General features: G+C 73.5%; 12 protein-coding genes and 1 pseudogene. 5 read left to right on the plus strand and 8 right to left on the minus strand.

Annotated elements, in window-relative coordinates; genetic code table 11:
* A pseudogene (locus AB0937_RS20945) lies at nt 1-357 on the minus strand (hypothetical protein); the annotation flags it as partial.
* 267 nt (nt 358-624) lie between these two features.
* On the opposite strand from AB0937_RS20945, the gene AB0937_RS20950 reads away from it, so the two are divergent.
* Nucleotides 625-1,827, plus strand: a complete 1,203-nt coding sequence (locus tag AB0937_RS20950; protein WP_366713602.1) for an amino acid deaminase/aldolase — start codon at nt 625-627, stop codon at nt 1,825-1,827.
* A gap of 13 nt (nt 1,828-1,840) precedes the next feature.
* On the opposite strand, the gene AB0937_RS20955 is transcribed toward AB0937_RS20950, so the two are convergent.
* Genes AB0937_RS20955 through AB0937_RS20970 form a run of 4 tightly spaced genes read right to left on the minus strand, consistent with a single transcriptional unit; the run spans nt 1,841 to nt 6,317 of the window.
* Nucleotides 1,841-2,740: a DUF2510 domain-containing protein gene (locus AB0937_RS20955; RefSeq protein ID WP_366713681.1), complete on the minus strand. Its 900-nt coding sequence runs from the start codon at nt 2,738-2,740 to the stop codon at nt 1,841-1,843.
* 48 nt (nt 2,741-2,788) lie between these two features.
* Complete coding sequence (locus AB0937_RS20960; RefSeq protein ID WP_366713604.1) at nt 2,789-3,574, minus strand: 3-oxoacyl-ACP reductase; 786 nt, start codon at nt 3,572-3,574, stop codon at nt 2,789-2,791.
* Nucleotides 3,571-4,944 (minus strand): aldehyde dehydrogenase family protein, encoded by a 1,374-nt coding sequence (locus AB0937_RS20965; protein WP_366713606.1) that lies wholly within the window; start codon nt 4,942-4,944, stop codon nt 3,571-3,573. Before AB0937_RS20965 ends, AB0937_RS20960 begins: the two co-directional genes overlap by 4 nt.
* Nucleotides 4,945-4,952: 8 nt before the next feature.
* On the minus strand, nt 4,953-6,317 hold the full coding sequence (locus AB0937_RS20970) for a glutamine synthetase family protein (protein WP_366713607.1): 1,365 nt from the start codon (nt 6,315-6,317) through the stop codon (nt 4,953-4,955).
* A gap of 98 nt (nt 6,318-6,415) precedes the next feature.
* Between AB0937_RS20970 and AB0937_RS20975 the strand changes: the two genes are divergently transcribed.
* From AB0937_RS20975 to AB0937_RS20985, 3 genes are all read left to right on the plus strand, one after another.
* Nucleotides 6,416-7,153 carry an FCD domain-containing protein gene (locus tag AB0937_RS20975; RefSeq protein ID WP_366713609.1) on the plus strand — a complete coding sequence of 246 codons (738 nt, stop codon included), beginning with the start codon at nt 6,416-6,418 and terminating at the stop codon, nt 7,151-7,153.
* A 152-nt stretch (nt 7,154-7,305) separates the two neighbouring features.
* Nucleotides 7,306-8,751 carry an ethanolamine permease gene (gene eat, locus AB0937_RS20980; protein ID WP_366713610.1) on the plus strand — a complete coding sequence of 482 codons (1,446 nt, stop codon included), beginning with the start codon at nt 7,306-7,308 and terminating at the stop codon, nt 8,749-8,751.
* Between the two features lie 37 nt (nt 8,752-8,788).
* Entirely contained in the window at nt 8,789-9,463 is a 675-nt protein-coding gene (locus AB0937_RS20985; protein WP_366713682.1) for a gamma-glutamyl-gamma-aminobutyrate hydrolase family protein, read from the plus strand.
* A 121-nt stretch (nt 9,464-9,584) separates the two neighbouring features.
* Here the strand turns inward: AB0937_RS20985 and AB0937_RS20990 are convergent, their stop codons facing one another.
* A complete protein-coding gene (locus AB0937_RS20990; protein ID WP_366713612.1) occupies nt 9,585-10,514 on the minus strand; it encodes a LysR family transcriptional regulator in 930 nt (309 codons plus the stop codon).
* 70 nt (nt 10,515-10,584) lie between these two features.
* Here AB0937_RS20990 and AB0937_RS20995 point away from each other — a divergent pair, with 70 nt between their 5' ends.
* Nucleotides 10,585-11,736 carry a TDT family transporter gene (locus tag AB0937_RS20995; RefSeq protein WP_366713613.1) on the plus strand — a complete coding sequence of 384 codons (1,152 nt, stop codon included), beginning with the start codon at nt 10,585-10,587 and terminating at the stop codon, nt 11,734-11,736.
* Here the strand turns inward: AB0937_RS20995 and AB0937_RS21000 are convergent.
* Together AB0937_RS21000 and AB0937_RS21005 are read right to left on the minus strand one after the other, a co-directional pair.
* On the minus strand, nt 11,648-12,367 hold the full coding sequence (locus tag AB0937_RS21000; RefSeq protein WP_366713615.1) for a helical backbone metal receptor: 720 nt from the start codon (nt 12,365-12,367) through the stop codon (nt 11,648-11,650). The genes AB0937_RS20995 and AB0937_RS21000 overlap by 89 nt on opposite strands.
* On the minus strand, nt 12,364-12,933 hold the full coding sequence (locus AB0937_RS21005; protein ID WP_366713616.1) for an XRE family transcriptional regulator: 570 nt from the start codon (nt 12,931-12,933) through the stop codon (nt 12,364-12,366). Before AB0937_RS21005 ends, AB0937_RS21000 begins: the two co-directional genes overlap by 4 nt.
* Nucleotides 12,934-12,954 lie beyond the last annotated feature (21 nt).

Consider the following 12,954-nt stretch of genomic DNA (forward strand, 5'->3'; position numbering starts at 1 on the left):
CGACTCCGGGCGCGAGGCGCGGCCGATGCTCGGCGGTGCGTCGGGGAGGCGGGTGGAGGCGCGGGGCGGGGGCGGTGCCGCGGACTCGGTGCGCCGGGGTCCGGCGTCAGCGGGTTTCGTGGCGCCGAGGCTCGGGAACCGGGGGTGGCCGTTCGGCCTGTCGGAGGGTTTCTCGCCGTCCGTGCTTCCGGCCGTCCCGGTGGGGGCGGCTTCCGGGGCCGTCGCGGTGCCGGAGGCCGTGCCCGCCGTCTCCCGCCCGTCCTTCGCCGGGGCCTGCGGCGCGGCCGGGGGGTGCGACGGACGGGGCGGGGTGGTGGGGCGCGGGGGGAAAGAGGCGCGCTGCGCTTCCGTGCTCATGCACCCCCCGTTTCCGCATCCCGGGCCGCTCGTCTCGCGCGGGCCGGTGTCGTCCTGCCCGAGGCCCGGCACACAGTCGTCCCGGGCACACATACCCGTACGGACGGAACGTCATCCCGGTTCGGATCCCCGGCCGGCGCGATCCGCCGTACGTGCGCGTCACTCTACGGCTTGTTCCTGGGCGAACGGGAACCAGTCCGCGACGGCGGGGCATCTGCCCGGAACGTCCCCCTACCCTGCGGTAATCGGGTCTGGCAGGCTGCGTTCATGACTGCGCGCGCCTCCGACCGGGCCCGTTACGACCGGGCCACCGCCCATCTCGACGCTCCTCTCGCGATCGTGGATCTCGAGGCCTTCGACGCCAACGCCGCCGACCTGGTGCGCCGTGCCGGGGGCAAGCCCGTCCGGGTCGCCAGCAAGTCCGTGCGCTGCCGGGCGCTGCTGGAACGCGTGCTGGCCCGGGACGGCTTCGCGGGGATCATGTCGTTCACCCTCGCCGAGTCGTTGTGGCTGGCCCGGTCGGGGTTCGACGACGTGCTGCTCGCCTACCCGTCCGCCGACCGTGCCGGATACGCCGAACTCGCCGGTGATCCCAAACTCGCCGCCGCCGTGACCGTCATGGTGGAGGACGTCGCCCAGCTGGATCTGATCGACGCCTCCCGGGGCGGCGGGCGCGAAGTGGTGCGGGTGTGCCTGGAGTTGGACACCTCGCTGAAGCTGCTCGGCGGGCGGGTGCGGGTCGGGGCCCGGCGCTCGCCGCTGCACTCCCCCGCCGAGGTCGCCGAGGTGGCGCGGGCCGTGACCCGGCGGCCCGGCTTCGAGGTCGTGGGGATCATGGCGTACGAGGGGCATGTCGCCGGGGTCGGGGACGCGGTGGCGGGACGGCCGCTGCGGTCCCGCGCCATCCGGTTGATGCAGGCCGCCGCCAAGCGTGAACTGGCCGAGCGGCGTGCGGAGGTGGTGCGCGCGGTGCGGGCCGTCGTGCCGGGGCTGGAGTTCGTCAACGGCGGGGGCACCGGTTCGGTGCAGCACACGGCGGCCGAGGAGGCGGTGACCGAGATCGCCGCCGGGTCGGGGCTGTACGTGCCGCGGCTGTTCGACAACTACACGTCGTTCAGCGGCCGTCCGGCGGCCCTCTTCGCCATGCCCGTGGTGCGGCGGCCGGGGGTCGGGATCGTGACCGTCCTCGGCGGTGGGTATCCCGCCTCGGGCGCGGCCGGGGCCGACCGGTCGCCCGTGCCGTACCTCCCGGAGGGGCTGCGCTACGACCCTCAGGAGGGCGCCGGCGAGGTGCAGACGCCGCTGCTGGGCTCACCGGCGGACGATCTGCTGATCGGCGACAAGGTGTGGTTCCGGCACGCGAAGGCCGGTGAGCTGTGCGAGCGGTTCGACGCGCTGCACCTGGTGGAGGGCGACGCGGTGACGGCGACGGTGCCGACCTACCGCGGCGAGGGCCACACGTTCCTCTGAGGGCCGTGGGGCGTCAGTCCGCCGGGCCGATGCTGCTGCCCACGCCGCCGCCCGTGTCCGCGTCGCCGAACGGGCGGATGCCCTTGGTGACGCGGTCCATGTCGGCGAGCGGCGGCCCGTCCTCGCCCGCGTCGAAGACGTAACGGACGAGGACCGGCGACTCGGTGCCGACGCTGGACGGGAAGACGAGCGACTGGACGTAACCGCCGGGTCCCTTGGCGGTCGTGACGCGCCAGCGCACCAGGTACCCGGCGCGGCCCGCCACCGCGACCGGCCCGGACTTGACGACCTGGTGCGACTTCATGCCGCCGTGGAGCTCGCGGCCGAGGCTGTCGCGGTCGTAGGCCTCGTCGGCCGCCTCGGAGATGTCGGCCTTGGCGAGGGCCTCGGGGGACTTCTCGTCGTTCTCGGTCACCGTGCGGGAGAAGACCATGCCGTGGCGGCACAGGCCCACGCCGCCGGGGCAGTCGTAGGTGCCGTCGGTCGTCATGACGACGTCGTCCTGGGCGACGTACTGCGGGCGGACCCAGCCGTCGAGCAGCGGGAACGTGATGCCGTTGAGCTGGTCCTCGACGACCGCGGGGTCGTCGGCGGAGGGCTCGGAGGTGGACGCCTCGGGGGTCGGCTCCGGCGGACCGGGCGTGTGGGCGGGGGTCGTGGTCGGGGCCGTCCTGGTCGTGGTGCCGTCGCCGTCGCCCCCGCCGAGGACGACGGCTCCGGTGACGATCGCCGCGACCAGGACGGCGCCCGTGGCGGTCAGGGCGACCGCCTTCGTCCGGCCGGTGCCGCCGCCCGGCGGCGGGGCGGCGGGGGCCCCGGGCGCGCTGTGGTGCTCGGTCCAGGCCGTGCCGTCCCACCAGCGCTGCCGGTGGGGGGCGTGCGGGTCGGGGTACCAGCCGGGCGGCGGCGTCATGCTCATCCCGGCACTGTAGGGCGCGACCCGGCCCCCCGGGACGGGCGCCTACAGGGGTGTGACGTACGCCCCCGCGATCCCGCCGTCGACCAGGAAGTCGGTGGCGTTCACGAAGGAGGAGTCGTCGCTGGCCAGGAAGGCCACCGCGGCGGCGATCTCCTCGGCCTCGGCGAACCGGCCCAGCGGGATGTGCACCAGGCGGCGCGCGGCCCGCTCCGGGTCCTTGGCGAACAGTTCCTGCAGGAGCGGCGTGTTGACCGGGCCCGGGCAGAGGGCGTTCACGCGGATGCCCTCACGGGCGAACTGCACGCCCAGTTCCCGGGACATGGCGAGGACGCCGCCCTTGGAGGCCGTGTACGAGATCTGGGAGGTGGCCGCGCCCATCCGGGCCACGAAGGACGCCGTGTTGATGATCGAGCCCCGGCCCTGGCGCTGCATGTAGGGGATGGCGGCCTTGCAGCACAGGTAGACGGAGGTGAGGTTGACCTCCTGGACGCGCTTCCAGGCCTCCAGGCCGGTCTCCAGGATGGAGTCGTCGTCGGGCGGGGAGATGCCGGCGTTGTTGAAGGCGATGTCGACGCTGCCGTAGGTGTCGTAGGCGGTCCTGAAGAGGGCCTCGACCTGCTCGGGGTCGGTGACGTCGACCTTCACGAAGGTGCCGCCGACCTCCTCGGCGGCCGCCTTGCCGCGGGTGTCGTCGACGTCGCCGCAGACGACGTGGGCGCCCTCGGAGGCGAGGCGGCGGGCCGCGGCGAGGCCGATGCCGCTGCCGGCTCCGGTGACGACGGCGGTACGGCCGACCAGACGGCGGCAGATGTTCTCCTGGGCAGTCACTGTGCGGGGCCCTCCGTGCTGATGAAGACGTTCTTGGTTTCGGTGAAGGCGGCCAGGGCGTCGGGGCCGAGCTCGCGCCCGACACCGGACTGCTTGTAGCCGCCGAACGGGGTCCAGTAGCGGACGCTGGCGTGGGAGTTGACGGACAGGTTGCCGGCGCGGACGGCCTGGGAGACGCGCAGGGCACGGCCGACGTCGCGGGTCCAGATGGAGCCGGAGAGGCCGTAGGGGGTGCCGTTGGCCAGCCGGATCGCGTCCTGCTCGTCGGTGAAGGGCAGGAGCACGGCGACGGGGCCGAAGATCTCCTCGCGGGCCGCCGCCGAGTCGGGGCTCTCGCCGGTCAGGACGGTCGGCGGGAACCAGAAGCCCGGGCCCCCGGGTGCGCTGCCGCGCAGGGCCGGGGCGTCGTCGGGCACGAAGCCGCGGACCCGGTCGAGCTGCTCCCGGGAGATCAGCGGGCCCATCTGGGTCTTCTCGTCGGCCGGGTCGCCCACCACCACCTCGGCCAAGGTCTTCGCGAGGAGTTCGCGGACCTCGTCGTAGACCTGCTCCTGGACCAGGATGCGGGTGCGGGCGCAGCAGTCCTGGCCGGAGTTGTCCAGGAAGGAGAAGGGGTCGACGGCGGTCTTGAGGTCGGCGTCGGCGAAGACGACGTTGGGGCTCTTGCCGCCGAGCTCGAGGGTGACGGGCTTGACCTGTTCGGCGCCGAGGGCCGCGACGCGGGTCCCCGTCCGGGTGGAGCCGGTGAAGACGATCTTGGCGACTCCGGGGTGGCGGACCAGGGCGTCGCCCGTGATGTCACCGCGTCCCGGCAGGACCTGGAAGAGGTGCTCGGGGAGACCGGCCTCCAGGGCGAGTTCGGCCAGGCGCAGCGCGGTGAGCGGGGTGGTCTCGGCGGGTTTGAGGAGGACGGCGTTGCCGGCCGCGAGGGCGGGGGCGGTGCCCCAGGCGGCGATCGGCATGGGGAAGTTCCAGGGCGCGATCACGCCGACGACGCCGAGCGGTTCGAGGATCGTGACGTCCAGGCCGCCGGGGACCGGGATCTGACGGCCGGTGAGCCGCTCCACTCCCCCGGCCGCGTAGTCCAGCAGGTCGCGGACGTTGCCGGCCTCCCAGCGGGCGTTGCCGATGAGGTGGCCGGCCTCGCGGACCTCCAGGCGGGCCAGCTCCTCCAGGTGGTCGTCGACGACGGCCGCGAAGCGGCGCAGCAGCCGCGCGCGGTCCGCGGGTGCCAGGGCGGCCCAGATCCGCTGTGCCCTGGCGGCGTGGGTGACGGCCGCGTCGACGTCGGCCGGGCTCGCCCCGGCGACGGCGGCGACGACCTCCTCGGTCGCGGGGTTCAGTACTTCCAGTAGGTGCTCGGAAGACACGAAGGACCTCACATGCGTTCGAAGGAGCGGCGCAGCTCCCAGTCGGTCACCGCGGCGTCGTAGGCGTCCAGTTCGACGCGTGCCATGTTGCGGTAGTGCGCGACGACCTCGTCGCCGAAGGCGGCCCGGGCGATGGGGCTGTTCTCCCAGAGCTCGGCGGCCTCGCGCAGGGTGGTGGGGACGTGGTCCAGGTCGGCGGTGTAGGCGTTGCCGGGACAGGGGTCGGGCAGCTCCAGTTTCTGCTCGATGCCGTGCAGCCCGGCCGCGACCAGCCCGGCGACGGCGAGGTAGGGGTTGACGTCGCCGCCGGGCAGGCGGTTCTCGAAGCGCAGGGAGCGGCCGTGGCCGACCACGCGCAGCGCGCACGTGCGGTTGTCCTGGCCCCAGGCGACGGCGGTCGGGGCGAAGGAGCCGGGCTGGAACCGCTTGTAGGAGTTGATGTTGGGGGCGTAGAGGAGGGAGAAGTCGCGCAGGGCGGCGAGCTGGCCGGCCAGGAAGTGGCGCATGACCTCGGACATGCCGCCTTCGAGATCGCCGGCCATGGCGTTGTCACCGTCGGCGTCGGCGAGCGAGAGGTGGATGTGGCAGGAGTTGCCCTCGCGCTCGTTGTACTTGGCCATGAAGGTGATCGACATGCCCTCCTGGGCGGCGATCTCCTTGGCGCCGGTCTTGTAGACGGAGTGCTGGTCGCAGGTGACCAGGGCCTCGTCGTAGCGGAAGGCGATCTCGTGCTGGCCGGGGTTGCACTCGCCCTTGGCGGACTCGACGGTCAGGCCGGCGCCCGCCATCTCGTTGCGGATGCGGCGCAGCAGCGGCTCGATACGGCCGGTGCCGAGGACCGAGTAGTCGATGTTGTACTGGTTGGCGGGGGTCAGGCCCTTGTATCCGGCGTCCCAGGCCTGTTCGTAGGTGTCCTTGAAGACGATGAACTCCAGCTCGGTGCCGACCTGGGCGGTGTAGCCGAGTTCGGCGAGGCGCTCCAGCTGGCGGCGCAGGATCTGGCGGGGTGCGGCGACGACCGGGGAGCCGTCGTCCCAGGCGAGGTCGGCGTGGAGCATGGCCGTGCCCTCGTTCCAGGGGACGCGGCGCAGGGTGGTGAGGTCCGGGTGCATGGCGAAGTCGCCGTAGCCGCGGTCCCAGGAGGACATCGCGTAGCCGTCGACCGTGTTCATCTCGGTGTCGACGGCGAGCAGGTAGTTGCAGCCCTCGGTGCCGTGGCGGAGGACCTCGTCGAGGAAGAAGCGTGCGGCGAACCGCTTGCCCTGGAGCCGCCCTTGCATGTCGGGGAAGGCCAGGACGACAGTGTCGATCTCACCGCCGGCGACGAGGGTGTGCAGTTCCTCGACGCTCAGCGGGGGTGTGCGGTCTGCCACGGGAAGGCCTCCTAGGCTCCTTGGATCCGCTGCCTTGGATCCGCTGGGAGCCATAAGGTATTGCCGAGAACCATTGCTTGGGAAGGGGGTACGGCCACATGCCGGAGGAAGCTGGGGGCGACGAGGTGCGGGACGGGCTGACGCCGGTGCTGCGGCCGGTGCGCGCGGGCAACGGCTTCGAGGAGGCACTGGAGCAGATCCTCCAGGTCGTACGGCTGGGTCTGGTGCCGGGGGGCGAGCGGCTGCCGGCCGAGCGGGAGCTGGCGGAACGGCTGGGGATCAGCCGGGTGACGCTGCGCGAGGTGCTGAAGGTTCTCCAGGACCAGGGCCTGGTCGAATCGCGGCGCGGCCGGTACGGCGGGACGTTCGTGCTGCCGCGTGCCGACGCCGTCGGCGAGGACGAGCTGCGGCGCCGGGTCGCCGAGGTCGACATAGAAGACGTGCTGCGGTTCCGGGAGGTGCTGGAGGTGGGAGCGGCGGGACTGTGCGCGGCGCACGGGCTGGAGGAGAAGCAGGCGGACCGGCTGCGCGAGGCCCTGGCGCGCACGCAAGACGCGCCGCTCGCCGAGTACCGCCGCCTGGACACGCTGCTGCACCTCACGCTCGCCGAGCTGTCCGGCTCCCCCACGCTCACCGCCCAGTACGCGGCCGTCCGCGCGAGGGTCAACGACCTGCTCGACTGCATCCCGCTGCTGGTGCGCAACCTGGAGCACTCCCAGCGGCAGCACACCGCCCTGGTGGAGGCGGTGATCGAGGGCGAGGCCGACCAGGCGCGGGAGATCATGCGCGAGCACTGCGGGGGCACGGCCGCGCTGCTGCGGGGCTTCCTCGGCTGAGCCGGGCGGTGTCCTCACCCGGTGAGGATTTACGGGCGATTAACGCACGGGTATTGCCATCCCCCGGTCGGCCCGCAAAGGTATGGCCTCATTCCATTGAGTCTGACCCCACTCGATCCCGTGACCGCCGCCGCCCCGTCGGGAGACCGCCCATGCCCCAGGAACCCACCATCACACCCGCCGCCCCTGAGGGCGACGACTATCTGGAGCGCAGAGCGCTGCGCCGCGGCAGTGCCGGCTGGGTGCTGCTCACCGGTCTCGGCGTCGCCTACGTCGTTTCCGGTGACTACTCGGGCTGGAACTTCGGCCTGGCCGAGGGCGGCTTCGGGGGCCTGGCGATCGCCATGGTGCTCATGGGCGCGATGTACGCGTGCATGGTCTTCGCCCTCGCCGAGCTGTCGTCGATCCTGCCCACCGCGGGCGGCGGCTACGGCTTCGCCCGGCGGGCGCTCGGCCCCTGGGGCGGCTTCCTGACCGGCACGGCGATCCTGATCGAGTACGTCCTCGCGCCCGCCGCCATCGTCATCTTCATCGGCGACTACGTCGAGTCGCTCGGCCTGTTCGGCCTGGAGTCCGGCTGGCCGGTGTACCTGGTCTGCTTCGCGATCTTCCTCGGCATCCACCTGTGGGGTGTCGGGGAGGCGCTGCGCTTCAGTTTCGTCGTCACCGGCATCGCCGTGGTGGCCCTGATCGTGTTCGCGCTGGCGGCGCTGCCCGACTTCTCCTTCGCGTCGCTGGACGACATCCCGGTCGACGCGTCGGCCGCGGGGTCGAGCTCCTGGCTGCCGTTCGGCCTGCTCGGCATCTGGGCCGCGTTCCCCTTCGGCATGTGGTTCTTCCTCGGTGTCGAGGGCGTGCCGCTGGCCGCCGAGGAGACCAAGGACCCGGCCCGGACGCTGCCGAAGGCGATCCGCTGGTCGATGGGCATCCTGGTGGTGCTGGCCGTGGTCACGTTCTTCGCGGCGGCCGGGGCGCGCGGTTCCGCCGCCATCCAGGAGGCGGGCAACCCGCTGGTCGAGGCGCTCCAGCCGAACGGCAAGGCGACGACCCTGAGCCGGATCGTGAACTACGCGGGCCTCGCGGGCCTGGTGGCGTCGTTCTTCTCCCTGATCTACGCGGGCTCGCGCCAGCTGTTCGCCCTGTCCCGAGCGGGATATCTGCCCCGGTTCCTGTCGCTCACCAGCCGCCGCAAGGCGCCGTACCTGGGCCTGCTGGTGCCCGGCACGATCGGTTTCCTGCTGGCGGCGGCCTCCGGCAACGGCGCGCGGATGCTGAACATCGCCGTCTTCGGGGCGACCATCTCCTACGCGCTGATGTCCCTGTCGCACATCGTGCTCCGCCGCAGGGAGCCGGAGCTGGAGCGGCCGTACCGCACACCGGGCGGGGTGCTGACGTCGTCGGTCGCCCTGGTGCTGGCGTGCGCCGCGCTGGTGGCGACGTTCCTGGTGGACGTGACGGCGGCGCTGATCGCCCTGCTGGTGTACGCCGTGGCCGTCGCCTACTTCGGCCTGTACAGCCGCAAGCACCTGGTGGCGAAGGCGCCGGAGGAGGAGTTCGCGGCGCTGGCGGCCGCCGAGGCAGAGTTGGCAAGGGACTGAGTCGTCCGAGCGTGAAGGAGTTGTCGTGACCAGGCCGTTGATCGGTGTCAGCACCTACCTGGAGTCCGGTGCGCGCTGGGGCGTGTGGGAGCTGGAGGCCGCGCTGCTGCCGGTCGGCTACCCGCGGCTGGTGCAGCGGGCGGGCGGCCTGGCCGCGATGCTGCCGCCGGACGACCCCCGGCACGCCGGGGCCGCGGTGGCCCGGCTGGACGGGCTGGTCATCGCGGGCGGTCCGGATGTGGAACCGGTGCGGTACGGGGCCGAGCGCGAGCCGCGAACGGGCCCGCCGGCGCCGGAGCGGGACGCGTGGGAGCTGGCGCTGATCGAGGCCGCGCTGGCGGCTGGGCTGCCGCTGCTGGGGATCTGCCGTGGCATGCAGCTGCTGAACGTCGCTCTCGGGGGGACGCTGCTGCAGCACATCGAGGGGCACGCGGAGGTCGTGGGCGTCTTCGGCGGGCATGCGGTGAAGCCGGTGCCGGGGAGTCTGTACGCCGGGGTGGTGCCGGAGGAGACCTTCGTGCCGACGTACCACCATCAGGCCGTGGATCGTCTGGGCGAGGGCCTCGTCCCGTCGGCGTACGCGGCGGACGGCACGGTGGAGGCGGTCGAACTGCCGTCGGCCGACTGGGTGCTGGGGGTGCAGTGGCATCCGGAGATGGGAGAGGACGTACGGGTGATGGGGGCGCTGGTGGAGGCGGCTTCCGGCGGGTGACCTCAGGAGGGCTTCGGTTCCACGACCCGCGAGCCGGGCCTCCCCACACTCCGATGCGGGGGGGGGTGGATGAGCACAGGTCGGGGGTCCAGGGGGCGGAGCACCCTGGTACGGCGCGCCGCTATCCCCGCGTCAGCGACAGCAGGTCCCGGGCCGGCCCCGTGGGGCGATGTCCCGTCGGCCACACCGCTCTCAGGTCCCGGGCCAGGGCGACCCCCTCCACCGGCACCGGCACCAGCCGTCGCATCGCCAGCTCCTCCCCCACCGCCAGTTCGCTCAGCACCGCCGGCCCCGCCCCGCTCACTGCGGCCGCCTTGACCGCCGTCGTCGAGGACAACTCGATCAACGGCCGCGCGAGACCGCCCAGCGCCGCGTCCAGGACCTGCCGTGTGCCCGAGCCCTTCTCCCGCAGGATCAGAGGCGTCGCGGCCAGCTCCGAAGCCTGGAGCGCGCCCCGCCGCCGGGCCCACGCGTGCCCCGGCGCCGTCACCACGATCAGCCGGTCGTGGGCGATCACCGCCGAGTCGAGTCCGGCGGGCACCGACAGGCCCTCCACGAAACCCAGGTCCGCCTCGTCGGACAGCAGCCGCTCCGCCACCACGGTCGAGTTCCCCGCGTGCAGCGACACCGCCGTGTCGGGCCGCTGCGCGCGCAGCGCGAGCAGCCAGCCGGGCAGCAGGTACTCCGCGATGGTCATGCTCGCCGCCACCCGCAGCCGGGAGTCGCGCCGGACGCGCAGCGCCTGCGCCCCCACGTCGAACGCCTCCGCCGCCTCCACGATCCGCCGCGCCCAGTCCGTCACCAGGGCCCCGGCGTCCGTGAGCCGGGACCCGCGGGGCGACCGGTCGACCAGCGCCACGCCGAGCTGCCGTTCCATCGACCGGATCCGGCTGCTGGCCGCGGGCTGGGTGATGCCCAGTTCCCGGGCCGCCCCGCCGAGACTGCCGAGCCGCGCCACCGCCAGCAGCAGTTCCAGGGCGCCCAGGTCCGGCACCCGGTGCGCCAGGGACCCGGCCGTTCCCTGCCCGGCCCGCTCATCCGCGTTGCTCATAAGCCCAGCTTATGCCGCCATAGAGGCACGGTCCCTGGTGGTGCGCCCCGCCCGGAACCATCGTGGAGTCATGGTCACCGCAGCCCAGCCCCTCGCGTACCCGCTCACCGTCCGTGATCTCGGACCCAACTGGTACGCGACCGTGATGGGCACCGCCGTCGTCGCCACCGCCGGGGCCGCTCTGCCGCCGCACATCCCGGGGCTGCGCGGCGTGCTCGCCGGGGTGTGGGCCCTGTCCCTCGTGCTGCTGCTGGCGCTGCTCGCCGGCCGGGGCGTGCACTGGGCCCGGCACCGGGAACGGGCCGTCGCCCACCTCCTCGACCCGGCCACGGCACCCTTCTACGGCTGCCTCGCCATGGCTCTGCTGGCCGTGGGTGGCGGTGCCCTCACCGTCGGCCGGGACTGGATCGGACTGCGGTCCGCCGTGGCGCTCGACGCGGTGCTGTTCACCGCGGGCACGGCAGTCGGGCTCGCCGCGGCCGTGGCGGTGCCGTATCTGATGGCCGTACGGCATCGGGTGGAGCCGGGGCAGGCCACACCGGTCTGGCTGCTGCCGCTCGTCGCGCCCATGGTGTCGGCCGCCGTAGGGCCCGGCCTGGTGCCGCACCTGCCGCCCGGTCAGGCCCGCGAGACGCTGCTCCTCGGCTGCTTCGCGCTGTTCGGGCTCAGCCTGCTCGCGACCCTGGTCATGCTGCCGCTGGTCTTCGCCCGGTCGCTCACCGGCGGGCCGCTGCCCCTCGCCCTCACCCCCACGCTCTTCCTGGTGCTGGGCCCACTCGGGCAGTCCACCACCGCCGTCGGCGCCTTCGCGGACGTCGCGCCCGGTGTCGTCCCGGAGCCGTACGGCGAGGGTTTCGGTGTCCTCGCCGTGCTGTACGGCGTGCCCGTCATGGGGTTCGCGCTGCTGTGGTTCTGCCTGGCCGCCGCCCATGTGGTGCGCGCCCGGCGGCACGGGATGCGGTTCTCGATGACCTGGTGGTCGTTCACCTTCCCGGTCGGCACCTGTGTCACGGGCGCCGAGGCGCTGGGCCGGCACACCGGGCTCGTCGCCTACGCGGGTCCGGCGGTGCTGCTCTTCGCGGTGCTGGTCGCGGCGTGGGGCACGGCCGTCGCGGGAACCGTGCGCGGGCTGCTCAGGGGCGAGCTGCTCGCAGCGCCCGGAGCAGCACGCCTGGCGCCTCGGGCAGTGACGGCCCGTACCACGTCAGGTGCCGTCCGCTGACGAGCGCGCAGGGCACGCCGGGGAAAGCCTCGGGGCCGTCGTCCGCGGCGAAGCGGTAGGGCTCGTCCGGCAGGACCACCACGTCCGGCGCCGCGGCGCGCAGCTCCTCCACGGGGACGCGCGGGTAGCGGTCGGGGTGTTTCGCGTAGACGTGGTCCACGCCGAGGCGGGCGAGGACGTCACCGGCGAAGGTGTCACGGCCCAGGACCATCCACGGGCGGCGCCAGACCGGCACGACGGCCGACAGCCGCGTCCCGGGCTCCGGCAGGGCCGCCCAGGCCTCCTCCGCCTCGTCCAGCCAGCGGGGGCGGGCCGTCACCCCGCAGGCGTCCAGGACCCGGGCCAGTTCCCGGAAGGCCTGCGGCACGTCGCGGATCTCCGTCACCAGGACCTCGGTGCCCGCGGCGCGCAGGGCCGCCAGGTCGGCTGCGCGGTTCTCCTCCTCGTTGGCGATCACCAGGTCGGGCGCGAGGGAGAGGATCCGGTCCGTCTTCGGGTTCTTGGTGCCACCGGCGCGTACGACGTCCAGGCCGGCGGGATGCGTGCACCAGTCGGTGGCGCCGACCAGGGTGCCGGGCGCGGAGCGGGCCACCGCCTCGGTCAGCGAGGGGACCAGCGAGACGACCCTCACCGGCGCGGCCGGTCCCGAACCGCCTCGATGTGCTCCGCGACGGCCACGACGATCACGCGGGTGTCGGACTCCGCGGCCCGCCAGCGGTGCCGTACACCGCCGGTCAGGTACAGCGTGTCACCACGGCCGAGGCGGTAGGCGCGGCCTTCCGCCTCGATCTCCACCGCGCCGTCGGCAACATACATCAACTGGTCGTTGCGGTACTGGAATTCACGGCCGGCGTCATGGTCGCCGGTGAATTCGGAGGCGTGCATCTGGTGGTGGCCGCGGACCAGGGAGCGGGTCCGCGGCCGGGGCTCCGGTTCGCTGCCGTCGGCGCGGACGACGTCCACGCTGCACGCGGGGTCGGCCGCGGCGAGGAGCTCCACGGCGGTGGTGCGCAGGGCGTCGGCGACCTTCTCCAGGGAGCTGGTGCTGGGCCGCGCGCGGTCGTTCTCGATCTGGCTCAGGAACGGGACCGACAGGCCGCTGCGCGCGGCCACGACGGCGAGGGTGAGCTCCAGCGCGCGGCGCCGCCGGCGCACGGCCGCACCCACCCGAAGGGGCTGCTCTTTGTGGTCGCCCATCGCTCCGGCTCCCTCCTCGGC

The sequence above is a fragment of the Streptomyces sp. NPDC047880 genome, from assembly GCF_040706515.1.
Taxonomy (GTDB): Bacteria; Actinomycetota; Actinomycetes; order Streptomycetales; family Streptomycetaceae; genus Streptomyces.

Bases quoted from the DNA above. Each gene is read 5' to 3' on its own strand.
- AB0937_RS20950 (WP_366713602.1), top strand. From the start codon at position 625: ATGACTGCGCGCGCCTCCGACCGGGCCCGTTACGACCGGGCCACCGCC.
- AB0937_RS20955 (WP_366713681.1), bottom strand. From the start codon at position 2,740: ATGACGCCGCCGCCCGGCTGGTACCCCGACCCGCACGCCCCCCACCGG.
- AB0937_RS20975 (WP_366713609.1), top strand. From the start codon at position 6,416: ATGCCGGAGGAAGCTGGGGGCGACGAGGTGCGGGACGGGCTGACGCCG.
- eat (WP_366713610.1), top strand. From the start codon at position 7,306: ATGCCCCAGGAACCCACCATCACACCCGCCGCCCCTGAGGGCGACGAC.
- AB0937_RS20990 (WP_366713612.1), bottom strand. From the start codon at position 10,514: ATGAGCAACGCGGATGAGCGGGCCGGGCAGGGAACGGCCGGGTCCCTG.
- AB0937_RS20995 (WP_366713613.1), top strand. From the start codon at position 10,585: ATGGTCACCGCAGCCCAGCCCCTCGCGTACCCGCTCACCGTCCGTGAT.
- AB0937_RS21005 (WP_366713616.1), bottom strand. From the start codon at position 12,933: ATGGGCGACCACAAAGAGCAGCCCCTTCGGGTGGGTGCGGCCGTGCGC.